The sequence below is a fragment of the Paraflavitalea sp. CAU 1676 genome, from assembly GCF_029223285.1.
Lineage (GTDB): Bacteria > Bacteroidota > Bacteroidia > Chitinophagales > Chitinophagaceae > Paraflavitalea.
On the sequence record NZ_JARHUJ010000012.1, the window covers coordinates 237095 to 261762 of the forward strand.

The 24668-nt window shown below is 48.8% G+C and carries 16 protein-coding genes; 8 read left to right on the forward strand and 8 right to left on the reverse strand.

From position 1 onward, the window contains the following. The first annotated feature begins 152 nt into the window (after positions 1 to 152). Positions 153 to 1811 (forward strand): altronate dehydratase family protein, encoded by a 1659-nt coding sequence (locus P2H89_RS33115; RefSeq protein ID WP_275835419.1) that lies wholly within the window; start codon positions 153 to 155, stop codon positions 1809 to 1811. A 48-nt stretch (positions 1812 to 1859) separates the two neighbouring features. Next, a complete protein-coding gene (gene uxuA, locus P2H89_RS33120; protein WP_275835421.1) occupies positions 1860 to 3053 on the forward strand; it encodes a mannonate dehydratase in 1194 nt (397 codons plus the stop codon). A gap of 84 nt (positions 3054 to 3137) precedes the next feature. Here uxuA and P2H89_RS33125 read toward each other — a convergent pair whose 3' ends face one another. Continuing rightward, the gene (locus P2H89_RS33125) at positions 3138 to 4826 is read right to left on the reverse strand and encodes an RluA family pseudouridine synthase (protein ID WP_275835423.1); all 1689 of its coding nucleotides are present in this window, start codon (positions 4824 to 4826) and stop codon (positions 3138 to 3140) included. 77 nt (positions 4827 to 4903) lie between these two features. Beyond that, entirely contained in the window at positions 4904 to 5449 is a 546-nt protein-coding gene (locus P2H89_RS33130; protein ID WP_275835425.1) for a dihydrofolate reductase family protein, read from the reverse strand. A gap of 282 nt (positions 5450 to 5731) precedes the next feature. Between P2H89_RS33130 and P2H89_RS33135 the strand changes: the two genes are divergently transcribed. Continuing rightward, positions 5732 to 6175, forward strand: a complete 444-nt coding sequence (locus P2H89_RS33135) for a nuclear transport factor 2 family protein (protein ID WP_275835427.1) — start codon at positions 5732 to 5734, stop codon at positions 6173 to 6175. Positions 6176 to 6233: 58 nt separating this feature from the next. Here the strand turns inward: P2H89_RS33135 and P2H89_RS33140 are convergent, their stop codons facing one another. Next, the gene (locus tag P2H89_RS33140) at positions 6234 to 7328 is read right to left on the reverse strand and encodes a hypothetical protein (protein ID WP_275835429.1); all 1095 of its coding nucleotides are present in this window, start codon (positions 7326 to 7328) and stop codon (positions 6234 to 6236) included. Positions 7329 to 7544: 216 nt separating this feature from the next. Between P2H89_RS33140 and P2H89_RS33145 the strand changes: the two genes are divergently transcribed. From P2H89_RS33145 to P2H89_RS33165, 5 genes are all read left to right on the forward strand, one after another. Continuing rightward, complete coding sequence (locus P2H89_RS33145; protein ID WP_275835431.1) at positions 7545 to 8153, forward strand: RNA polymerase sigma-70 factor; 609 nt, start codon at positions 7545 to 7547, stop codon at positions 8151 to 8153. Positions 8154 to 8233: 80 nt separating this feature from the next. Beyond that, on the forward strand, positions 8234 to 9430 hold the full coding sequence (locus P2H89_RS33150; RefSeq protein ID WP_275835433.1) for a FecR family protein: 1197 nt from the start codon (positions 8234 to 8236) through the stop codon (positions 9428 to 9430). A 240-nt stretch (positions 9431 to 9670) separates the two neighbouring features. Then, on the forward strand, positions 9671 to 13165 hold the full coding sequence (locus tag P2H89_RS33155) for a SusC/RagA family TonB-linked outer membrane protein (RefSeq protein WP_275835435.1): 3495 nt from the start codon (positions 9671 to 9673) through the stop codon (positions 13163 to 13165). Between the two features lie 10 nt (positions 13166 to 13175). Further along, a complete protein-coding gene (locus P2H89_RS33160; RefSeq protein WP_275835437.1) occupies positions 13176 to 14702 on the forward strand; it encodes a RagB/SusD family nutrient uptake outer membrane protein in 1527 nt (508 codons plus the stop codon). 24 nt (positions 14703 to 14726) lie between these two features. Next, on the forward strand, positions 14727 to 15794 hold the full coding sequence (locus tag P2H89_RS33165) for a TlpA disulfide reductase family protein (RefSeq protein ID WP_275835439.1): 1068 nt from the start codon (positions 14727 to 14729) through the stop codon (positions 15792 to 15794). A gap of 183 nt (positions 15795 to 15977) precedes the next feature. On the opposite strand, the gene P2H89_RS33170 is transcribed toward P2H89_RS33165, so the two are convergent. The 5 genes from P2H89_RS33170 to P2H89_RS33190 form a co-directional block, all read right to left on the reverse strand. Further along, positions 15978 to 16499 (reverse strand): hypothetical protein, encoded by a 522-nt coding sequence (locus P2H89_RS33170; protein WP_275835441.1) that lies wholly within the window; start codon positions 16497 to 16499, stop codon positions 15978 to 15980. 201 nt (positions 16500 to 16700) lie between these two features. Continuing rightward, on the reverse strand, positions 16701 to 17597 hold the full coding sequence (locus P2H89_RS33175) for a DUF1735 domain-containing protein (RefSeq protein WP_275835443.1): 897 nt from the start codon (positions 17595 to 17597) through the stop codon (positions 16701 to 16703). 16 nt (positions 17598 to 17613) lie between these two features. Continuing rightward, positions 17614 to 19134, reverse strand: a complete 1521-nt coding sequence (locus P2H89_RS33180; RefSeq protein WP_275835445.1) for a SusD/RagB family nutrient-binding outer membrane lipoprotein — start codon at positions 19132 to 19134, stop codon at positions 17614 to 17616. Positions 19135 to 19144: 10 nt separating this feature from the next. Continuing rightward, a complete protein-coding gene (locus P2H89_RS33185; RefSeq protein ID WP_275835447.1) occupies positions 19145 to 22225 on the reverse strand; it encodes a SusC/RagA family TonB-linked outer membrane protein in 3081 nt (1026 codons plus the stop codon). Positions 22226 to 22559: 334 nt separating this feature from the next. Then, positions 22560 to 24500, reverse strand: coding sequence for a hypothetical protein (locus P2H89_RS33190; protein WP_275835449.1), 1941 nt, complete (start codon positions 24498 to 24500; stop codon positions 22560 to 22562). Positions 24501 to 24668 lie beyond the last annotated feature (168 nt).

The following is a 24668-nucleotide window of genomic DNA, read 5'->3' on the forward strand; positions in this document are numbered from 1 at the left end:
TAATAAAAACAGGCGTAAACTCATTGAGAATGGGGCTCTTACACCAATGGCGATATGCCAATAAAGTTTACTAATTTGGCAACCGCATACAATTTTGATGACCCCTCCCTACATTTATTTGTAGTCAAGAATTTTGGTACTTAAATCACGATATGGAACATACACACAAATACCTCCAGATACACCCTGGCGATAATGTACTGGTGGCTTTACAGGACTTACCCAAAGGCACACTGATCCAATTGAACAACCAGCAGTTTCCCCTTACCGACCCTGTAGCAGGCAAGCACAAGTTTTCGCTTCAACCACTCAATCCCGGTGATAATATCTATATGTATGGAGTGCTCGTGGGCAAGGCAGATACCGCCATCCCACAGGGAGCTGCCATCACCACGAAGAATATTCATCATGCCGCAGAAGATTTTACCCTCGGCCAGCGCCGGCTCAACTGGCAGCAGCCCGAAGTGACAAAGTGGAAGAACAAGACCTTTATGGGCTACCACCGTGCCGACGGCAGCGTAGGCACCGCCAATTACTGGATCGTGATCCCCCTCGTATTTTGTGAAAACAGGAACGTGGAAGTATTGAAAGAAGCACTCGTTGATAAGCTCGGATACAGCAAAACCAAGGCATTCGAAGCCGATGTAGAGACACTCGTGGACCTCTACCGGAATGGAGGCGCAGCAGCCGATATTCTCGAAGCGCCCATCGAAGAGGTGTTTACCGAACAGGCCGCCCATCGCGTATTCCCCCATGTAGACGGTATCAAATTCCTGAACCACGATATGGGTTGCGGCGGCACGCGCCTCGATGCACATTCGCTCTGCGGCTTGCTGGCCGGGTATATCACCCATCCCAATGTGGCAGGCGCCACCGTGCTTAGCCTCGGCTGTCAGCACGCACAGGCCTCCATATTGAAAGATGAGATCATGAAACGTGATCCCGGCTTCAATAAGCCCCTCATTGTGCTGGAGCAGCAAAAAGAAGGTACGGAGCAACAATTGCTCAAGAAGGCCATCAAACAAACCTTTGCCGGCCTCATGCAGGCCAATGAGATCAAGCGCCAGCCCGCCCCTTTATCCAAATTGTGCATTGGTCTTGAATGCGGTGGCTCCGATGGCTTCTCCGGCATCTCTGCCAACCCCGCATTGGGTTATGTATCCGATATACTCGTTGCACTGGGTGGATCAGTGATCCTCTCTGAGTTTCCTGAGCTCTGCGGCGTTGAGCAGGAGCTAAGTGATCGTTGCGTGGACGAAGTAACCGCCCTGAAGTTTATGGATCTCATGCGCGTGTACAATGCCAAAGCTGAAGCCGATGGATCGGGCTTCTATGCCAACCCGTCGCCCGGTAATATCCGCGATGGCCTGATCACCGATGCTATCAAGTCGGCCGGCGCTGCCAAGAAGGGAGGCACCTCACCAGTAACGGCCGTGCTCGATTATCCCGAGCGCGTAACCAAACCCGGACTTAATTTGCTGTGCACCCCTGGTAATGATGTGGAGAGTACTACAGCTGAAGTAGGTTCAGGTGCCAACATTGTACTCTTTACAACAGGCCTGGGCACACCCACCGGCAATCCTATTGCACCGGTCGTTAAGCTGTCTACGAATTCGAAAACGTTTTCGAAGATGCCAGATATACTCGATATCAATTGCGGCACCATCATAGAAGGAACGGAAACGATTCCGGAAGCAGCCGACCGCATCATGAACTATGTAATTGAAGTGGCCAGCGGCAACGTGCAGCCCAAGGCGGTATTGTTGGGGCAGGATGATTTTATTCCGTGGAGAAGAGGAGTAAGTTTATAAGACAACTATTAACTTCGCCCCTCAAACAACAAACAATATCATCATTACATGAGCAACACGGCAGTCAAGACCCCGCACCTGATGGAGCAATCATTTCGTTGGTTTGGACCCAAAGATCCTGTTAGTCTTTGGGATATACGCCAGGCTGGCGCTACAGGCATTGTAACCGCCCTGCATCATATCCCCAACGGAGAAGTATGGCCGGTAGAGGAGATCATGCAGCGTAAGAACGAAGTGGAAGCAGCAGGCCTTCGCTGGAATGTAGTGGAGAGTATTCCTGTGCACGAACACATCAAAATACAAAAAGGAGAATACAAGCAATACATCGAGAATTATAAGATGAGTATCCGCAACCTTTCCCGTTGCGGCATAAAGATAGTCACTTATAATTTTATGCCCGTACTCGACTGGACGCGTACCGATCTTGCTTATACTATAGAAGACGGATCCAAAGCATTGCGTTTCGAAAGAGCAGCGCTCGTAGCATTCGATGCCTTGCTGTTGAAACGCAAAGGAGCTAAAGAAGAATACACTGCAAAAGAACTCGAAGCAGCTACCAGGCGCCTCGAAGGAATGGAGGAAGCAGAAAGGACCTTGTTGCAAAGGAACATTATCGCCGGTCTCCCAGGGTCCGAAGAGAGCTTTACCCTGCAGCAGTTTCAGGGAGCACTTGATACCTATGACGGAATCGATGCAAAGAAATTACAGCAACACCTCATCTACTTCCTGCAGCACATAACACCGGTAGCTGAAGAAGAAGGCGTGGTGCTGGCTATTCATCCGGACGATCCTCCTTATGCGATCTTCGGGCTGCCACGCGTGGTTAGCACAGAAGCTGATGTAAAGGCCTTGTTCGAAGCAGTACCCTCAAAAGCCAATGGCTTGTGTTTCTGCACAGGATCCTTTGGTGTGCGGGCCGACAATGACCTGCCCGGCATGGTGAAAAGATTTGGCGATCGCATCAACTTCATCCACCTTCGCAGCACGCAGCGCGATGCTGACGGTAATTTCTACGAGGCCAATCACCTCGAAGGCGATGTAGATATGTACAGTGTGGTAAAAGAAATATTGCAGGTGATGAAGGGGCGCAATATCTCCATCCCCATGCGTCCTGATCATGGTCATCAGATGCTGGATGATCTGAAGAAGAAGACGAATCCCGGTTACTCTGCCATCGGTCGCCTGCGGGGCCTCGCCGAGCTCCGCGGACTTGAGTTGGGCATATCGAGAAGCAATGTTTGATCTGCTGAATTACGAATAATGAAAAAGCCGTCTCCCTCGAGACGGCTTTTTCATTATGTCGGTGCGCCCGCACAGTTGTTGACGCTAAAAACCTTCTGCTACTTCGAAGCTGATTTTTTCCCGGGTAGTAGGGTGCATGAATTCCAGTTGTGCGGCATGGAGATACATCCTTTCAGCCGCAGAACCATACAGATCATCTCCAACAATCGGCGCATTAAGCCCCAGTGCATGAGCCGAGTGCATACGCAACTGATGGGTTCTTCCGGTGAGCGGCCAAAAGTCAACCTTGGTCACTCCATCGTATTGTTGGGCCATTTTCCACCGCGTAATGCTTTTTTTGCCGGTATCAAAACAAACCAGTTGCCTGGGTCGGTTGAACAAGTCGGCACACAGTGGAAGGTTGATCTCACCTTCCAGCTGATCGATCACGCTGGAAAGTAAAGCCCGGTATCGCTTTTTTACCGTACCACGTAAGAACTGACTTTGGATATGCTTGTGGGCCTGCCGGGTCTTAGCAACCACCAAAAGTCCTGAAGTGCCCATATCGAGCCGGTGAACAATAAGTGGTTCAATATTCCCGAGTGTTTGTTGCAGCCTGGAATACACCGAATCCCCGATGTCTACACCCGGTACGGAACGTAAGCCCGCTGGTTTATTCACCACAACAAAACTCTCATCTTCATAAACGATATCGAGCTCGCTGTCTTTCTCGGGGGTGAGTAAAAACGAGTTTTCGTCAAGCGGCATTCCTTCCAGCATATGTGCCAGAATAGGCTTGCATTTCCCCGTACAGGCAGGATAATATTGTTTATGCTTTCTGATCTCCGATTTTGGTGAAGCACCCCACCAGAACTCTGCCATAGCAAGAGGGGTGTAGCCGTTCGCAAAGGCAAATTGTAACAGCTTGGGAGTGGCACATTCGCCGGCAGCGGCAGGTGGTTTGCCAAAAGGGGTCAAGCTGAAGATATCATGTAAGCTTTTGCTTTTGCCGTCCTTGTTTAAGAAAACATATTGTTCGAAAAGCTGCTGCTGCAAAGCAGCCGATTTTTCCTTTCGCTCATTTTTCAACATTTCTATAGGTGAGTCAAATTGAGCCAACCTTGCTCTTGCCTCATCAAGGACCTGCTCCCACCTGCTGGTAAGCACCTTAAGCTGGTGCTTGTCGTGCAAACTCTGCTTTATAAGTGCTGCTTCAGCCACAACATGATCTTGCTGGGTAAGGCGATTCTTTTGCTGTTCACGGACCTGCTTTCGGGATGCTTTGTTGGCTTTCAGTTGAATCCTGCAAGCTGAAATTTCCTGCAGGGATTGGGCGGATAATTTTTCCGCTTCCAGTTTTAGATCCTGGTAAATTTTGTCTTCCTCTATTTCTTTGATGCCGGCATTAACGGCATTAATGACCGCAATCTCTTTGAGAAAAAAACTGTCTTCCTCCAGCATATCGAAAACCGGCGGCACAAATTTCGGGTGATCGTTGGTGCCTGCCAATTTACCGGAGAAAGCTGATAGGTAACCCAGCTTCCCTGCGGTATCCTGAACGACCAGAACGCCAAACATTTTCCCGATAACCATTCCGTCCTTATCAGCACTTAGTCCGAAGTTATGATCAAGGTGTGTTTGCGTTTCAAGATAATCCTGCAGTTCAGTAGCTGCTATGGTGGCTAAAGGATGTGGCTCATAGTAAAACGGAAAAGTAAAACGTTCAGGTATTACAATATCAGTTATTTGCTTATCCGAAAAATAGGAAATCCTACGTTGACTGTTCTCTCTCAAGTGCTTAAATTCAATTGAGCCGCGAAATTATCACATTTACAGATCTCTGCCATCGTAAGTTGTAATAGCTGATTCCCTTACCTGGGGGTAGGAGTGTAGATCAATTGCACCACACCCGATTTGAATACTTTCGTATCGGCCAGCACCAGGCCCAGCCTGGCACCAATGTTAAACAAGGGCTTGCCGGCGCCCAAAGCGGTGGGGTGAACCGAGATCATATATTCATCCACCAGGCCATTTTCGATAAAGGTGGTGATCAGTTTGGCGCCTCCATAGAGCCAAATGTCTTTTCCGGGTAGACTTCTGATCTTTTCAACCTGGGCTACAAAGTCGGTGTTGATGAAGGTCGCGTTGTTATCCCCCCTTGGCTGACTGGAAAAAACGAACTTTCCCTTCGATTGAATGGCAGCCGAAATCTGCTTCTCCATAGCCGAAGCAGCGGCATCAGGCTGGTAATTGCCCCATAGATCATAGCTCACGCGTCCATAGAAGATAGTATCAATAGAATCCAGGAAGCTGTCGAAATGCATATCTTCTTCCAAAATGCACCAATCCACTTCTCCATTGGGCCCTTCGATAAACCCATCTAAAGTCGTCGCTAAATTCAGTATGATCTTTCGCATAGGGCAAATATAAAGAGCGGGAAAAGAGTTGGGTTGGAAAAATGAGGAAAAATCATATGCGGGAAGGAGGGAGGCTGGTGTAACGCTTGCGGAGATGGTATTTAACGGCGATTAACATGTTAAATGGTATCATTCGATAGGGGAGCAGTTTTACCTTGCAGTTGGAAATGAGCTGGTTCACTAGCTTTGGTCTTACCGACGTGGCCGGTCAATCTTTAATACAAATGCAATAATAATTTGATTATGAGAAATAAGTCGATATCAATCGTGTTACTAACAAGCATGATAGTAATGTATTCATGCAATGCTAAACAGGAAAAACCCGCGGAAGTGGTAGTTGATAAAGAACAGATAAAGAGAGACATTCAGGCCAAAGAAGATGAGTTCGCTGCAAATTATAATGCAGGAATCCTTAAGAATATAGGCTATTATGCAGATGATGCTACTACCTTTTACCAAAACAGGGCTCCTTTGGTAGGCAGAGACGCAATAGTAGAATTTTTAAGATCCGACCTGATGAATAATTCCAACAAGATCACCTTTAAGACGAAGGAGGTATTTGTATCAAACGATGGAAAACAGGTAGTGGAAATTGGATATTTCACGGTAGTAGACTCCTCAAATACGACCATCAATACCGGCAACTATATGAGTTTGTTTGAGAAAAGAGATGACAAATATGTATGTGTGAGAGATATGAGTGCCTCTGATATGCCTCTTCAATAAAATATAGGGAGGTCCCTTACCCACAGTGATGAAAACGGATTTCACCCGGCCAGATATATTATCTTCTCCGGCCTCCACCGCCTCCAGACCTCATTCCGCCTCCTCCGCCACCACTCCTGGTCCTGCCTGATGAATAGTTGGATGTTGATGGGCGGGTCGTCGCACGATTATTGCTAACTCCCGTGGAAGGACGGTTAGATACTCCTGTAGAAGGGCGGTTAGCCGTTCCCGCAGAAGGACGATTAGATGTCCCCGCTGATGGACGATTAGATGTCCCCGCAGAAGGGCGATTAGACGTCCCTGTAGATGGACGATTAGCTGTAGACCCCCTGTTACCGGATCGATCTGCTGCTCTGTCGCCATAGCTGCCATTAGCCCTGTTATTGGCTACAGTAGTAGACCTCATTTTGTTATTCTGGTAGTTATTGAAATTATTATAATTGTTCCTATTGACAATTACTGTATTACCCCCTCCATAATGCCCGCCGTAATAACCACCATGGTAATGATAATGGTTATGCCGGTAAATACCAACCGCCATAACCGTAGCAAATCCAAACCAGGGAGGGTAAAATCCATAGTAATAAGGAGGAGTATATGGCACATAGGCAGGTGAATAGACATACTGAACAATCGGCGCCGATTGGACCACAACGGTGGTGGTAGCTGGAACCGTCACCGTAACAGGGTTTTCACCGGTATACGCGGGGTTAGGTGTTACGGGTGAATTTCCCTTGGGCTCTATCACATAATCTTTTCCGTATAAAGCCTCGTCGCCAACGATCTGAAGGGAAATTTTCTTGTCTTTATCCCTATCCAGTAGAATGACCGCAACATCCTGCGTTTCTTTTTTATTGACATCGACCTGGAGTATAAATGAATACGAGTCATCCTTTTTTTTGGTCACCACTTTGATGAAATCGACCTTTTTATCCAGATTCAGATCCAGGTTATTGATTTTCTCTTTTTCATCGTTCAACGATTTCTCAAACGCTTCAATGGTTTTCGATTTTTGAAAAAGCGTTAGCACGGCATAAAGATCCAGGTTGTCTCCTGCCAGGCCTAGTAAGGCAGTGGAATCTTCCTGGGAATACGCAGGAAGATATAACAAGCTCATGACAGCTGCTATATATGGAAAAATGAATTTTTTCATGGTAGGTGAGATTGGTGAGAGGTAGCTAATGCAAGTTACACAAATGGCACGGCTCTCTGGGCCGCTCAAAGAGATTGATCACCCAGCCGCCTCAGTTAACTGTTAAATGGCGTTCTTTCACGCTAAATATAAAGCAACCCATAGTACAGGAATCATTTCAAAACTAAATGACTCACCCTCTTTCTTTTATTCAGCATAATGCTCAACTTTGCAGCAATGACCCGCTTGCCAAACATTCCAAAAGAACTGCTATTGAAGATCGCCGGGGGCGATAGCCAGGCATTCACCCAATTATTCGACGCCTGTTGGCTCCAGGTATTTGCCCACGTACGCCGCTACCTCAAAAACACGGCCGAGGCGGAGGATATAACACAGGAGATATTTTTCCATCTCTGGATCAATCGTTTAAAACTCCCTGAAGTGCAGGAGTTTGAGCCCTGGTTGTTTGTCATCACGCGCAACCGCACCATATCCGGTTTACGTAAATTGTTGAAAGAAACAACAGGGGCCATGGCGGGCACCATACCGGAAATATCGGACCAACCATCCAGCACGCCTGCTGGTCAGCTCGATTACAAGCAATCCTGCGAACTGCTCGAAAAGGCCATTGATCAAATGCCAGCACGGCGCCGCGAGGTATTCCGCCTAAGCAGGCAGGAAGGCCTCACTCATGCAGAAATAGCCGAACAACTAAATATTTCAAAAGCAACTGTTAATGAACACATCAGGGAGGCCCTGGCATTCCTGAAAATGAAATTCGGAGAAAGTCCGGGCCTGCTCACCGCTTTACTCCTTATCTCCGCCTGCTGGCTGGCAAGAAAATAAAAAATAATCTGGAACCGACCCCTTATCCTGCCGAACCCCTGCGTCAATATTAATAGAACAGCGGTTAAATCCTTATCGGTATGAATTCGGAAACATTCAGCAAATTGGTCACTGCCTACCTCGACAACTCTTTAAGCGACGGGGATAAGATGCTTTTGAGCAATCTGCTCATGCAGGAAGAGTACCAGGACTTGTTAGATAGGATCATGCAAGAACAACAGCAGCAGGGATTTAAAATGGATAGTGAGTACGAAGCATCATACCAAAGAATGCGGCATTCGCTGCAAGCCCGCATCGGAAAGACTGCACCCCGCAAGAAAGCCCTGATCTGGCGCTTATGGCCCGCAGCCGCAGCCTTGGTGATATTGGCCTGGGGAATATGGTACCTGATGAAAGGAAGAAGCGAAGTGGAGCCCACGCCAACTACGACGGTCGCTTCCGTCGACATAAAGCCCGGACACGATGGGGCAATCCTCACCCTGACCGATGGATCAAAGCTGGTGCTCGACAGCATGAACAATGGAAAGGTAGCCAGCCAGCCGGGTGCAACAGTACATTTGGCAAATGGAGCATTGATCTATGCAAGCTCAAACCCAACACCAGGTGACGTGCTATACAATACGCTGGAAACGCCCAAGGGAAGGCAGTTCAAAGTAACCCTGCCCGACGGAACACAGGTTTGGCTCAATGCTGCCAGCTCCATCCGTTACCCCACACAATTCACAACGCAGGAGCGGCGCGTGGAAATAACCGGCGAAGCATATTTTGAAGTGGCATCGATACAAAAGCAAGGCAAAAAAAAGCCATTTATAGTAAAGACCAACCAACAGTTTGAAATAGAAGTAGTAGGAACACACTTCAATGTCAATACGTATAGCAATGAGCCGGTGTACCGTACAACCCTGTTGGAGGGAAAAGTGAAAGTGAACAGGTTCAGTCAGGCTTCTGCACAAACTGTCGTCTTGAAGCCGGGTCAGCAGGCAGCCCTGCCGCCCGCAAGTAAACCAGGATCTATACAGTTGATACAGGCCGATACAGCCAAAGTGCTCGCCTGGAAGAATGGGCTCTTCAATTTCGAGAACGCGAAGCTGGAAGAAGTAATGCGCCAGCTCGAAAGATGGTACGATATACAGGTAACCTATGAAGCCGGTATACCCGATATAGAATTCGTTGGTAAAATGACAAAAGATGTACCACTCAGTGGATTGTTGATAGCACTGAAAAGGTCCGATATCCATTTCCGAACCGAAGGCAGAGTCCTGATCGTAACACCCTGAACAAAATATCGAACGCACTCAATCTTATCCTCACTGAAATATTCCCACACGAACGGATAGAAACGAAAACCGGAAGTGATTGGCCTCACTCCCGGTGGAAGTTCCGTTGATCATAAAAGGTTTCGCAACAGCTTTTATTTACAACCAAACTGAATGCAATTTATGCAAAAAACTGCTTTTGGGAACTTGCCATGCCCGCCAACGCCGGCACGCAGGTTGCCTGCTCAAAATGCAAGAGTGATGAAACTGCTCACACTATGTATGTTCGTCGCAATGGTATCGGCCCACGCTAAAGGCCTCGCCCAAAGGGTTACCATCTCCGGTAAAGACCTTTCGCTCAAGCAGGTGTTCACAACCATTGAAAAACAAACAGGTTATGTGTTGTTCAGTAACAAAGAAGTGCTGGCAGCAGCAAAGCCCGTCACCGTGTCGGCCGTCAACATGCCCCTCAAAGAACTGCTCGACAAAGTACTCAAAGACCAGCCCATCGATTATGTGATCCAGGGCAAAACTATCATCCTTTCGCGCAAGCCCGCTATCCCTGTCATTCCTCGTACCGGTATTGACGAACAGCCCGCTCAGGTAATAGGCCGCATCACCGATGCAGTCGGGCAGCCCATGGCTGGCGTAAACGTAATCATAAAGGGTAATGGCAAAGGCACCGTATCGGCAGTCGATGGGTCCTTCGCAATAGCTGCCAAAGAAGGCGACGTGTTGCAATTCACCTTCGTAGGCTTTGCTTTGAAAGAAGTAACGGTAACCGCAGCCCTGATCTCCGGCGCACAACGTGGGTTGATGGTCGTGCTCAATCCGCAAACCACCGCACTCGAAGAAGTGGCTGTCACAGTCAATACTGGCTATCAAACCATATCGAGAGAAAGGATGACGGGTTCCTATTCATCCATACAAACCAAGCGGCTCGAGAATAAGTTACAGCCCAGCTTGCTCACTGCCCTCGAGGGACAGGCGGCCGGCATGGTCGTAACCAAAGATGGCCGGTTGGAAATACGCGGAAAATCCACCTTCCTGGCCAACGCAGAGCCCCTGATCGTTCTGGACGGATATCCCATAACCGGCGGATTGCAAACCATAAACATCGACAACATCGAAAGCATCACCGTGTTGAAAGATGCAGTAGCCGCATCCATCTATGGAGCCAGGTCATCTAATGGAGTTATTGTGATCACCACCAAAACGGCGAAGACCGGCAAAATGCAGATTGGGTACAAGGGAAGCGTAGGCACAACCCTCACGCCGCAACTGTCCTACCTCAATAAAACAGCCACATCAGATTATATTGATGCGGAGGTACATTCCTACAACATTAATCCGGCCCTTGCGCAATATGTCTATAACTCCTATCCCAACGCATCAAGGGTAACCCAATTACTCGTTGCCAAAGATAACGGTACCATCACAGCAGCGCAGATGAATGCGGAGCTGGATCAATTACGAAAGAACAACGGCATAGATCAACTCGAAAAGTACCTCTTTCGCAATAAGCTCACCCAGCAGCACAACCTGTCCTTTTCATCCGGCAGCGAAAAAAATGCCACCAATGCAGCCTTGCGCTACGTCTCCAACCGGAACAGTATGATCGGCAGCTCAGATAACAGGCTAATTGTCGACATTAAGAACGATTGGAAGCCCGTCAGCAAGGTAACCGTTCGCCTGTTCACCAATATTACCTACAACACGGGCAGTGCACCGGGGCGCTCGGCAGCTGAATTTTATGACTATGGATATTATAGCGTAATGAAGCCTTACCATCTCATCAAGGATCCGGCTACGGGCAGTAACCTTGATGTGCCGGCTGCAAGGCCCGAGCTGGCGGCACAATTCGGAGCTATCAGGGGATTGAAACCCATGAACTATAACCCACTCAACGATCTGATGCTCGAAACATCCCGCAACGAACAATTTCAGGGAAGGCTGGGAGGTAGTATCTCAGTGAATATAATCGACGGCCTCACCGCTGAAGCAGGTGGCGCCTGGACAAGAGGCAGCACACTTGTTCGTATAATACATGATGTGAATGCTTATGAGGTCCGTACCCTATTCAATTCCACTACCTCCCTGACCAACCCTAATAAGCATTACATTCCGGATGGATCGATTGTCGACGAATCCCGGGATATCAATGAATCCTATACACTGCGGGCACAGGTTAACTTCAATAGGAGCTGGAAGTCCAAACACCGCCTCTCGGCCATTGCGGGCGGAGAGATCAACAAGGACGTGCTCGATAACAACGTGTATCCTACACGGTATGGTTACAATGACCAGGCAGGAGCCTTTGCGCCATTCAACTATACTGATTACAATGCTGGGGTATACGATGCCGATTTTCAATACCCGGATGGTTGGAAGCCTGCGTCCATTGGTGGTTACCAGCTGCGCGACAACCGATTTGTATCCATCTATGCCAATAGTTCCTACGAATATGATAACCGCTTTATCGTGAGTGGTAGTGTGCGGATCGATCAGGCCAACCTATTTGGTACCAATCCCAAATACCGGTACAAGCCCAATTGGTCGGTAGGTGGTACCTATAAACTGGCGCAGGAAAAATTCTTCAACGTGTCATGGATAAGTCGCCTCAATCTCCGCGGTTCCTACGGTATCAATGGTAATATATCGCTTAAACAGGGGCCATTCCTGCTTGTACGTGCCGTGGGATATTCTGCCACCTCCGGAGGAATCGTTTACATTGTTACATCGCCGCCCAATAACGACCTGCGTTGGGAACGTACGCAGATCACCAATGTTGGAACGGATATGACCCTCTTCGGTGGCCGGCTCAACTTTTCCCTGGACTACTACAACAAGTTGAGCAAAGACCTGTTGGCGCCCGATTATATCGATGCAACCACCGGTTGGTCAACCATCACCCGCAATGCTGGAATGGCCAGGAATACGGGCATAGAACTGTCGCTCGAAACAGATGTAATAAAGAACAGGTTATTTAAATGGAACGTATATTTCAATGGCAGCTACAACCAGAGCAAGGTGTTGAAGTTCAACTATGATTATCTCTACACAACTTATCTTACTTCCACCTCGTCGGCCAGCTTGTTCGGGAGTAGCGGCGGCGCCACCCTCAAGGCTGGCTATCCTGTCGATGCACTTTTCAGCTACCGCTTTGCAGAATTGGATAACACGGGTACACCGCTGTATTATGATGAGGCTAAGAAAAAAGTGCTTGGAGGCGCTGTGCAGGTAAAGGATATGGCCTATTCGGGCACCACCAGACCCAAATATGTATTGAACCTCACCAATACCTTCTCCTATCAGCGGTTCGATCTGTCTTTTATGCTCATCGCACAAATGGGGGCCGTGTTTCGCAGGGATACCTATAATGGTACTAACTACAACAACAAAGATGTGGCAAAGAGATGGAAGGCGCCCGGTGATGAAGCCAAGACCATTTATCCTAAGTTGGCCCCATTTAGTACCGATGGCTGGTATTTCCCCTACGCCGACATCATCATTCAAAGTGCCGATTATATGAAGTTGCGCGATGTAACGCTTACTTATACATTCAACGATAAATGGTGGAAAAAGGTAGGCCTCAATACGGCAAAGATCTACTTGCAGGGACGTAATCTGTGGATGGTTAGGGCCAACGATTTTGGCATCGATCCCGAAACCATGAATCTGTCCGATGGCGGCACCATTACCAGGAATCTTCCGTTGAGACCAGAATTCTACATCGGACTTTCTGTAAACCTGTAAACTATTAAACATGATTACTCGAAATATTTATATATTCCTCGTTACGGCACTGTTCATGTCGGGTTGTAAGAAATACCTCGACGTAAAACCAAAGGGTAGGCTCATTCCTGCAACCGTCACCGATTTTGATCACCTGCTCGATAATTCACAGTCGATGGAATATAATTTTATCGACAATAATAGAGGTAGCTTGCTTTCTTATCTTACCGACAACGTAGTGATATCCGAAGGGCAGGCAAAGGTAGGGTTCATACTGAACAGTCATCCAAATATCGACCGCTATTATGCGCACATATACCGGCAGCCCTACAAGAACCCCGCCGTGAACGATTATTTTTGGAGCTCTTCGCTAAGCGGCATTTATGTGCAGGTATCCTATTTCAATAATGTACTGAAAGGTATCGAAGGCGTTGTTGAAAAATCACCGGCCGACCAGGAGCTGGCCAATAAAGCCACCGCGCAGGCGCTTACCGCCAGGGCATGGTGCTTTTTCATGGCCAACCTGGTATATGGCCCGGTGTATAAACCCGGTACCAACAATGCTACACGCACAATACCATATGTGGTGAGTCCGGATATAAACGACCCCATACCCGATCTGTCCACATCCGAAGAGGTGGTGAAGTCAGTATTGGCCGATCTGCATAAGGCGCTGCCGGGTTTACCCGCAGTGGCAAGTTGGCCATCCCGGGCCAACAAGGCCACCGGGCAGGCAATGCTGGCCTATTGCCACCTGTTCACCCGCCGCTATGATAGTGTGGTGTATTACTCAAACCTGGCCTGGACCGCTTCTGCTGGTAGCGATCCGGCCAGGGTTTTGTATGATTTCAATGGCTTTAATTTCTCCAATCCCAATAACCTGGTATCGAGTCCCATTACCTCCACCCAAGACCCCTACGTGAATGCAGTCAACAGTCGTGAAATATTGTTCTATCGTGGGGTCGACAATACGGCCGGACAGGCGCCATCACTCTCATACCCGTCCGATGAGTTGATCGCATTGTACGATAAAGAAAATGATCTCCGGCTCAAATTCTTCTATATAAGCGCACCGGGATATAAAACCACGTTGGGAGGTGGCTACAATGATGGAACACGGATCAGCAATTACCGCTATTTCAAAGTGAAAGTATCAGATGGGTTTTCGTATCCCGAAGTGTTGCTCATGCGGGCAGAAGGGTATGCAAGAACCAATCAGTTGGCCCTGGCCATCGCCGACCTCAACACCCTACGCAAATTTCGCTTTAAGGCCGGCTACACACCGCTCACAACGGGTACCGAAGACCAGGTGCTCCAATGGGTATTGGAGGAAAGGCGGCGCGAATTACCCATCGGTGGCATCAAGCGGTTCCTCGACCTCAAGCGTTATGTATTGGAAACCGGAAAGCCCTGGTCGAAGGATAAGATCACGCATACCGTTGGAGGTCAGGCCTACACCGGAACCATCGATTCGAAGGATTTCATACTTACCATACCCAATACAATACTACAGTTCAATCCACAGTGGGGAATACCCCTCGATACAAGACCGTTTTAAATAAACCATAAAATAAAACAATCAATGCAAAGAATACTCTCCTTGCTGATGATGCTATTGCTGACAATCATGGCTGCTGCACAATCTGTTGTAATAATTAAAGGAAAAGTGCATGGAAATACTAAGGGGTATAATAAAGTCTATATCTATGGCAAAAACCTACAGACGGATTCTGCGCTCATCAGCAATGGAGAGTTTTTGATAAACTGTCCGTACACGGATGGGGTCATGCCCGTGTTGTATACCGAATACGATTTGCAGGTAAAGAAGGGCATGACGCCTTATCCCCTGGTCATCGACGGACCTTGCACGGTAACGTTGGAAGACATTGATATCGAAAAAGGAATGGCATCCGCAAAGTTGAGCGGTAACCGCTCAGCCGAAGAATACCTCAGGTTCGACCAGAATATCGCAACAGTGAAAGGCGGCGCAAAGGAATATGCAGTGTTCCTGAACAATTATGTGAAGGACCATGCGGATGTATATGCTGCTGCATTCGTCATGTTGCGGTACCGGAGCCTGTTATCTGCCGATGACATGGAAGCCTTGCTGGGACAGCTTGCGCCAGCAGTGAGAGAAACTGAAACAGGCAAAGCGATAGCGGTCTATCTGGAGGCCCTGAAGCGCAGCTCAATGGGGGCCACTGTCAATGATTTTGTATTACCAACGCCCGGTGGGCAGGATTTCAGCTTCAGCAGCCTACGGGGCAAGTATGTGCTCATCGACTTTTGGGCCAGCTGGTGTAGCCCTTGTAAAGCATCCTTCCCCCATATGAAAAAACTATACGAACAGTTGAGGGGCGATCGGTTTGAAATACTCAGCATATCGATCGATAAGGACAAGAAGGCCTGGCTAAAGGAACTGAAGCAACAGAAACTTCCCTGGCTGCAGTTGCATGATACCGCTGATGTGGCGGAACGCAACTTTGCCGTGGCGGCAGTTCCTACCGTGTTTTTGGTAGATCCCGATGGCAGACTGGTGATGAAAGAAACAGGCTTCGATAAAACAGGCAAAGGTCCGATAGAAAAGAAGCTGCGTGCATTGTTTCCCGGAAAGATTACTCCGGACACGCCTTTAAAGAAAATGAAGTAAGAATAAGCAACAATGCAACACCTGTTCTCAGGTAAAGCGCCGATAAAAATGGATCGATGTAATGGTTAATGAAATCAATCAGAATGGGCCCCGCGTGTCTACGTGGGGCTTTATGTTGCCGCTATTTTATTTTTTCATAGATCATACGCTCAAAGGTTCCGGTTGTTTCGAAATAGTCAAGATTCACCCATACAATTCTTGAGCCGTATTGATACAGACCGTCGGCACCTCTTCTTTCTGTGGATTGAGTCCGCTCATATTGAACATGTACAAGGTTGATATTGATCGAGGTTCCACTTCCGTTTGCTTTAAGGCGTACGTTCCATTCGGCGCGGCATTCATCGGGTTGCTTCGATTTTTCAAAGTGCCACTGCGTGTTTCGGGAAGAACTGCGTTTGCAGCAACATTGTAGATCTTCCGCACAACGATGTTCGCATCTGGGTGCACGAGCGTTCCATTCTTGTCTTCCCAGGTGGCGGTCAGCGCCATGTTGTCGGAGATGATGAGGCCGCTGTTTTTGTCGGTAAACTTGATCGGCAATCCCCGCTGCGCAAAAAGGTCTATCAGGTTATCCCAAACCTCATTCACAGGTTTTTCGCTGGTGTAAATAACGGGCGTCTTTTCATAATTGCCTTTGAGGGGGATTACTTTGGCGGTCCGACAGGAAAACAACAATAGCAACGCTGCCAGGGTAAAAAGTTTCATATAAACGGTTTAGGAAATAGTATGGCCTGAACATACATAACCTCCCATAACTCCTATAGATACACTGCGCCAAAGTTTCGTTAATGAATGACGCGTGTCGGAACGCAACCCTCCAATGCTCGGTTACCCAAAGCCTGCATAATGCCAAAAGGCTTTAGCAGTCTGTCACCTTGCTAAAGCCTTTTGGTAGGTTGATATGGATTAATCGCGGGCCCTCAGAAATACCAGCGTATCGGTCATTACACGGTTGCCGCCACCGCCGGAATATTGCCATTTGGCATAAATGGTCTTGGTGGCAGGGTCATAGCGGGAATCGTACCCTGGTGAATCTGCGAAGGCATTACCACGTGCATTGGAGACAGTAACCTTATTGGTCGACGGGTCTACCGAAAAGGTAACGTTGTAGTTATCGGGTTGAGACACGCCATTGGCCCAGGGGTGCGTTCTGTCAGTTTCCACGCTGCTGCCTCCTGTGGTAACCAGGCCCACTTCAATGGGTGTAATGCGCCCGTTGTAAGCAGCAGTATTAGGATGAACAGTAACGCTGCGCCACTGATATACCCCATCGTAGTCATTCCTGAACAGGATGCCCATGAGCGATTGCCGCGCATTGCTCGCTATTTTCACAGAGGCATCACTTACGGTAGCAATTTGAACGCCCAATCCATAAGCGCCAACCGGATCGAGACCAGTCTTTTTTATCTTCACATGCACCACGGCATATTCATGCCCGGCAGGGATCGTTATGCTGGCAGGCAATTCATAATTAGCCGCTGGCAATACCTCATAGACATCATCGTTGGCATCATTGTGTTCCGATACCAATGCCGGAACGGCGGTCAGCGTAAGCTGTACATCTTTGTTGTACACCGGTCCTGTAAGCGCAACGGTGAAGGTTTCAACGGGTTCTTCTGCCGGCTTGGTAAAAATATCGTTGGTATGAAGACCAGCTGTTTCGTATGGATACAAAATGGAAACGAACCGTTCACTTGTAACGGACTTCATGCCGGTTTGATGATCCTCATAGCCCTTGTCTTTCAGGCAGCCAGTCGATAAAATTGAAAGGGCAGCCAGCGTATAATATATCTTTTTCATCATTTCGTCAGTTTAAAGGTTAGTTATCCCAAAATACTTTCTGGGAATAGGGATCGATAGTGCCTTCAGCCTGCACATGTTTGGCATTGTAGCTGTATTCGCTGTTGGGATAGGGGTAGCGATAGGGGACATGGTCAGTTAACTTGCCGGGGTCCACAGAGATAGCCGGTTGTACAACCCCGGTACGCTTGTAATCATTCCAGGTTTCAAAATGGTTGTTACCATTGAATGCGAAATACTTTTGCCAGATGATTACCTTGATCTGGTCGGCGGTGGCGGCAGGCCAGGCCACCCTGACGTTAGCGCCTGCCAGGTAGCCGTTGGCAGCATTAACGGCATCAGTTACCCCAAGCCAGCGAAACGACTCCCGCACACCTTCTTCATACAAGGATCGGGCGTTTCCGGTGGTCCAGCCTCTGGCGGCAGCCTCTGCCTGCAAAAACAGACTCTCTGACGCTGTGATCACCCAGCAATCCATCGTGGGGGCTTTGGCAAGTCCAATGGATTGCGCGGCTGTAGGGGAAGCGTTGGGAGCACCGCCTATATCGGAAGTATTGGTCTCGTAGTAGATCTGCCCGGGGTCATTGTTGGTGCCATAGTCTATGCCGCGATATTGACCAGCGTAGGTGCCGGAACGAACGGCACGATAGAAATAACGGAGACGCTCGTCGTTCAATGTAGTCATAAGGCCTAGCGCAAAATTGTTGGCACGGCGGTAAGTGTTGGGATAGCTGCCCGTGGTGGTAAACCCATAGGTCGACCAGAATGGATTGGGCTTATCGGTCGTGTAACCGGGATTAACGTTCGCAGTTTGCCCCGCACCCAGAAAGCCACTTCCCTCTGCATTGATGGCTGCAATTTCTGCGGCAGCGCTGAAGCCGCTTACCTCACTTTGGTGAATCAACAAGCGTAATTTAAGCGTATTGCCAAACTGAGCCCAGCGGCTCTTGTTGCCATGGAACATAATATCGGCGCTGGCAATTTCAGGATTGGCGGTTACTTCGGCGTTTTTGATGAGGTTGATGCCCTCTGTGATTTGTTTTAAAAGGTCCTTATATACCTCAGCTCCTTTGTCATAAGCAGGGGTGATATTGCCATTGAAATCCATGGCCTTCGAATAAGGGATGTTGTTGAAAAGATCAACCAGCATCTGATAGTGCACGCTTTTCATGATCTTCGCAATACCCACATAAAAATCCTGGCCGCTGGCCGCTGCCTTCTGTTGTAAACTGTGATAGTCGAAGATGATGTCATAGTTGTTGGTCCAAAAACCGTTGCCAAAATCTGTACCCATGGTATACCGGTGTTCTCCTACAGCCCCAAAGTTGGTGCCGATCGACCAATAGCCCATCCAGGCGCCAAGGGTAGAACCATTGGTGACATTAGAGCTGGCTGTACGCTCCAGGGCCGCTGGAAGTACCAGGTTGGGAGTAACACCAGTAACCGTTGGGGTGTTGGGGTTTTTGTTGATATCGAAATAGCTCTTGCCGCAGCTCATCAGGATAGCGGGGAAGGCCAATAGTAAGATCAGTTTCTTCATAATTCAATGATTAAAAGGTGAGGTTAAGAGAAGCGCCCAGGATCCTGGTGGGGGGAGTGTTATAAGTGTTGTTCACGCCCTGTGCATTGCCGGTGGTATTGCTGAATTCAGGGTCGGTATAGATATTCGATTTGGGCACCCACATCAGCAGATTCCTTCCGCTTAAAGTAACTACAGCAGATTTGATCACTTTAGTGCGTTCGAGCAGTGAAGCTGGCACCTCATAAGAAAGCGCCACCTCCCGTAGTTTCCAGGAGTCTGCGCTGGTATAGAACTGTGATTGAGTATTGGTCATAACACTGCTGGTCCAGAAGGTAGCAGATCCTCCGTTGGTCAATACATCTTTATTCTCTACAAATTTACCGGTACCATCATCATAGGCCGAATTGGGGAATATGAAAGGTTTGCGGTCATATTGGGTGGTCATGGCTCCATTACCTTGGAAAACCAGGTTGCTTCCAAGGCCGTTGTAGATAAAATGTCCTCCGCGGTAGTCGGCCACAATACTCAGGGAAAAGTCTTTGTACCGTATCGAAGGAGTAATGCCGAACTGGTGTTTGGGCAAGGTGCGGCCATAGGTCCTGGGCAGGGGATCCACCGATGGTAACCCGGTTACGCGGTCCACAATCACTTTCCCATCAGGTGTTCGGGCGAAATCTGTCAGCTTAAAGGTAAACGCTGGCAAACCAACGATAGCGAAGTTGTTATTGGCGAGCCCCAGTTCATCCAACCCTTCGTAGATCCGGGTCACTTTGTTGTCAGAAAGGGTGTAGTTGGCTTTTACGTCCAGCTGGAAATCTTTGCCAACCTTGATCAAAGGAGTTAGCTTAAGATCCAGTTCCACGCCTTTGTTCACAAAAGCGGCAGCGTTTACCAGGGCAGTAGAATAACCGGTAGCGGTAGATAACTGAACGTTGATGATCTGGTCGGTGTTCGTCTGGTGGTAGTAGGTGGCTTCCAGCATGACCTTGTTGTTCAGAAAACCAATTTCAACGCCCGCTTCCTTTCCGTTTACATACTCTGGCTTGATATTCTCATTGTTGATGGTACCGCCGGCAGTATACCCCGCCAGGTTGCCGTAAGGAAACCTGCCACTCGGGAAATAGGCCGATTCCAGCGAATAGGGTTCCAGGTTCACGGAGCCCGACATGGCCCAGGCAGCACGTACTTTCAGGTACGAAACGGTGGATGTTTTAAATTGAGGAAGCACTTCATGCAGCAACACCGATAAACTGGCGCCTGGATAGAAGAAGCTGTTCTTGTTGAGGGAAAGGCGGGAGTCCCATTCGTTCCGGCCAGTCAGTTCCAGGAAAGCCCAGTCATCCCAGCCCAGTGATACTTTGCCAAAGGCAGCAGCAGTACGGATTTCCGAATTGAATTCGGAGGCAATGGCCTCACCGGTACGGTTACTGACATTGTAGAGCTCCGGTATCACGAGATTATTGCCGGCAGTGCTCTGTCTGCGAACGATACGGTTGATCACAGAGTACCCAACCAGGGCATCGGTGGATAGTTTGTTGAATTGTTTCTTATAGGTCACAAACGCTTCGGAGTTGAGGCGCGCAGCATAGCCTGCGCCATCCACTACAGTAGCCCTGCTCGTTTGATAAGCCTTTTGCGAATGTGGATCATTAAAATTGATGGCGCCCGTCCAGCTCTTGGTGATATTGTTACTGATCGTAGTGCTTAAACGATAATTAAGGGTAAGGCCATTCAATACTTTTAGATTGGCTTCCAGGCTTCCGATCAGTTCATCTCCCCGGCCTTTGGAACGATCGATGTCCAGCAGCATCCAGGGATTTAAGCCGAATCGGTTATAATAGCCGTCAGGAGTAGAGAATTTATCATGTCGCCAGTCCTTGAATTCAGAGATCGGCACATGGGCGGCAGTTTTGAACAGGCTGGTATAAATATTGTCGGCGCCTGCCCGCTGGTTAACGATATCAAAGTTCTCGCGGATGTAAGAGATCCGGAAGGCAGTAGACAGTTTGCCGAAATCCCGGCTGGCATTAAGACGGATCGTTGTACGTCGGTTCTCATCATTGGGGATCAGCCCTTTTACTTTAACATCCCGCAGGCCGATATAATAACGGCCTTTATCGTCGCCGCCGGAAATGGAGACATCATTTTGCAGGGTAGTCGTAGGCCGGAAGAATTGCTCGATAGGGGTTTTGCTTTGCGCGGCATATTTCACCCGCTTAATACTGCCATCGGGCAGTGGATCACCCAGGTCTACTTCACTACCGTCGTAACGGGGCCCGTAGCTGTTATTGGTCCATACATCGAGGCGGGGAGTACCATCAGCATTTTCACCTTCACCGTTGCCGAATTCCCGCTGCACCTTGGGCAGGTAGGCTAGCGATTCGCGTTGAAACGTAGTGCCGACCGTAATAACCGGCTTACCCCGCGATCCACCCTTCGTGGTAATGATGATCACCCCATTACCGCCATCCTGTCCGTACAAGGCAGCGCCGGTGTTGCCCTTTAGCAGGGTAACATCCTGTACATCGTTGGGGTTGATCGAATTGATAAAGTTGAGGTCCATAGGTGCACCATCTACTACCAGCAGCGGTTGATTGTTGCCGGTAAGGGAACGGATGCCGCGCAGCGTAATGCGGGTATCCGCAAAAACGCCATTGTTGACGGTTTGAATGGTTAAGCCCGAAACTTTACCGGTAAGGCCATTCTGGATGTTGACCGCGCGTCCTTTCATCGCATCATCGCCACTGATCTTGGAAATGGAATAGCCGAGTTCCTTCGGTTGGCGGCGCACGCCAAACGCAGTAACAACTACTTCACTCAGGCTGTTGTTGGCTGATCCCATCATCACCGTCATACCTTCTTTGGCGGGAGCTGTCTGTGCTTCATATCCCGAAGAAGTGATGGTGAGCTTGGTGCCTTCGGCCACGCGGATGGTAAAACGGCCGTTCTGGTCGGCAGTAACAGCCTTTTTGGTGCCTGTTTCAACGATAGTAGCAAAGGGTACAGGTTCGCCTTTGCTGTCTTTGACGATCCCTGTAATGGGCTTCTGCTGAGCCTGTGCTGCCAGCAGGAACAAGAGGCAAAAGACAGTAGTCAAGATTCGCTTCATGTGTAGTTTTGGTTGATTGATGAACTCAAATAGACAACAAAAGTTGCACAGCTTATCTTGAGTTGATCTCAAATGCCTGATTTGATATTTGAAGAAACCAAATGTGGATGCTCAATGATGAGTGGTCGTATCAGGATAAGCATGATGGAGCCGCTGTCGTCCGTCATTTTAAACTGCTTGAGCGCTCAATCTTACCACAAAAACAAAAGGGTGTTCAGGTTCTAACCCGAAACACCCTTTGTTGCTGGATCATTGGTCATCCTTCGTGATGACCGCGGCATTCATAGATATGGATCTAAACGGGACATAGTTCTTAATTACAGTCTCCGCATCGTTACCTGGCCTTAACCAACGTGTAGGAGCTCCAGGCGTTGTTGTAGAATACGGAAACGCAGTAAGTGCCATAACTCAGGTCGTGCAGGTTTTTCAAGGTAGTATTATTGACACCGGCATTGCACTCGATGTCCCACTGCCCCAATAATCGGGCACCGAGGTCCATCAGTTTGATCTTTACCGTTTGTTTGGTCGTTAGTTTTAGTTGTAGTTTGATCTGCCCTTCAAACGGATTGGGAAATAAGGTCAGTTCATTGTCGATCAGGGGGTGCACGGCAGCTATGGAGCTGTAGCTCACCTGGCCATTTACATCGGTCAGTTTGATCCGGTAATAGGTGGTTGCCACAACTTTTCCCCTACTGGTATAGGTAACATAGTTGGTGACCGGGAGGTTGACGCTGGCGAGCACAGCTTCTGTTTCGAAATGGGCGCCGTCGGCAGAAACCTGCACATCGTATTGCTGAATGGATCCCGGCGTTGATGCCAGCCATTTCAGTAAAGCACGGTCTCCGTTACGGGTAGCGTAAAAATTGATATCGGCGCTTTTCAGCAAAAGCATGTTAACCTGGGTGGCAAAAGTAAAAACGACACCGTTATTGAATAGTACGTTGTTGAATTGAAGTCTGCCGTTGGCGATAGACTGGGCAACCACCACGGTGGGCGTGCCGGTGGTAAAGTCGCCATCGCCGTCTTCGTCGATCAGCATGGAGTAGTTGGCTGGGTCGCCGGTATTGCCTAGAAAGGTCAGGCCATTCATGTCGAAGCTCAGGTCGAGCCGGCCAAGGTCGCCGGTGTGCTGCACTTTCCATTCACGGGCAACCCGGTTGGCCCCCACAAAGCTCGCAGGTAGTTCGGCAGTGGATTGAGTAAGCGCCCTGCCGTCGTTCGCCACGAGCAGGTATTCGCCATCGTCCATGGTAGATGGATTGGCAGTAAGGATGATATTGCCTTTACCGGCCTGTCCGGTGCCATCACCACTTCCTGTGTTGAGGCTGTTGGAACGAACCAGGTCGAGTTTAGAACCGTTAACCGATTCATCGAGCCCCACACCAAAGATGTCGTTGTTGTACGTTGCGTGGCGATGCCAGAAAACAGTACCGGTGCTACCATTCCAGTTGGAAGCAACATAGTCGAACCCGGGAATGGTGATGCCGTATTTTAAAGCGAGGTAAGAAAAGATCTTGGCTCTTTCAACACCACTCACTGGCCTGTCATAGATAATGAGTTCAGCCATGTCTCCGTGAAAGGGTTCAAAGGCAATGTCACAGCTGGCGCCGATCACGTTGTACATGTCGGAGATATTCCTCGTATTTCTGCCTCGGTTAAGGTCGCTCGATAATATTTGCGGACCAGCAGCTAAATTCTGTGGAGTGGAAACGTGCAGGTCCTGTGTAGTAAGGTTCTGAACGTCCAGCTGGCAGAACTGCCAGGTGCCCGGTGTATATTTTTGTTTGATGCCTTGACCGTAGGGCGCAATTTCGAACTGGGCGCCATAATAAAAGTCGAGCCCCGTCGAAAGGGTGGTCAGCGAAAAGCCATGTTTTTGAGTTACACAATTCCATTGCAACCAGAGTCGTTCACCGGTAAAACCGGTAAAGGTGCTGTTCCATACGGCGAACAAACTATAGTCATCGTCGCCGGCAGGAATGGGCGCATTGGTGCCGCCTGGGCCGTTCATAAGTTGCGCGCCGGAAAACTCGGCTGTAGGTTGAAAGTTGATCCCATTGGGTCTCCAGTTCGGTCGTTCGGAGCCGGTAGCTACGAAAGCTCTCGCCGGATTGTTAAGGTATCTCCATTCATTGATCTTGTTGCCGGTAACGGAAATCGTACTGGCATCGTCAGATCGGATCCACATCTTCAATTGGGTTGAAATGCCACCCGGTGCTTGTGCAGAAAGACCGGGTGAAAGCAGTAAAAGGATAAATGTCAAATTTGATTTCATATGATTGAATTTTAGGGCTTGGGGCAATAGGATGGTAGCCTCCACATCATTAACTTGACATGAGGTACCGGACCGCTTAGCGCAGGCCGGATAAGGTTTATAGGAAGGTTGTGCTAGAAGTGGAGTTGACGGTCGTCAACACAGAAAAAACAGAAATACTGGATAGGT

Excerpts from the sequence above, each read along its gene's own strand:
- P2H89_RS33115 (WP_275835419.1), top strand. The coding sequence starts at position 153 with ATGGAACATACACACAAATACCTCCAGATACACCCTGGCGATAATGTA.
- uxuA (WP_275835421.1), top strand. The coding sequence starts at position 1,860 with ATGAGCAACACGGCAGTCAAGACCCCGCACCTGATGGAGCAATCATTT.
- P2H89_RS33130 (WP_275835425.1), bottom strand. The coding sequence starts at position 5,449 with ATGCGAAAGATCATACTGAATTTAGCGACGACTTTAGATGGGTTTATC.
- P2H89_RS33135 (WP_275835427.1), top strand. The coding sequence starts at position 5,732 with ATGATAGTAATGTATTCATGCAATGCTAAACAGGAAAAACCCGCGGAA.
- P2H89_RS33140 (WP_275835429.1), bottom strand. The coding sequence starts at position 7,328 with ATGAAAAAATTCATTTTTCCATATATAGCAGCTGTCATGAGCTTGTTA.
- P2H89_RS33145 (WP_275835431.1), top strand. The coding sequence starts at position 7,545 with ATGACCCGCTTGCCAAACATTCCAAAAGAACTGCTATTGAAGATCGCC.
- P2H89_RS33150 (WP_275835433.1), top strand. The coding sequence starts at position 8,234 with ATGAATTCGGAAACATTCAGCAAATTGGTCACTGCCTACCTCGACAAC.
- P2H89_RS33155 (WP_275835435.1), top strand. The coding sequence starts at position 9,671 with ATGAAACTGCTCACACTATGTATGTTCGTCGCAATGGTATCGGCCCAC.
- P2H89_RS33160 (WP_275835437.1), top strand. The coding sequence starts at position 13,176 with ATGATTACTCGAAATATTTATATATTCCTCGTTACGGCACTGTTCATG.
- P2H89_RS33165 (WP_275835439.1), top strand. The coding sequence starts at position 14,727 with ATGCAAAGAATACTCTCCTTGCTGATGATGCTATTGCTGACAATCATG.
- P2H89_RS33170 (WP_275835441.1), bottom strand. The coding sequence starts at position 16,499 with ATGAAACTTTTTACCCTGGCAGCGTTGCTATTGTTGTTTTCCTGTCGG.
- P2H89_RS33175 (WP_275835443.1), bottom strand. The coding sequence starts at position 17,597 with ATGATGAAAAAGATATATTATACGCTGGCTGCCCTTTCAATTTTATCG.
- P2H89_RS33180 (WP_275835445.1), bottom strand. The coding sequence starts at position 19,134 with ATGAAGAAACTGATCTTACTATTGGCCTTCCCCGCTATCCTGATGAGC.
- P2H89_RS33185 (WP_275835447.1), bottom strand. The coding sequence starts at position 22,225 with ATGAAGCGAATCTTGACTACTGTCTTTTGCCTCTTGTTCCTGCTGGCA.
- P2H89_RS33190 (WP_275835449.1), bottom strand. The coding sequence starts at position 24,500 with ATGAAATCAAATTTGACATTTATCCTTTTACTGCTTTCACCCGGTCTT.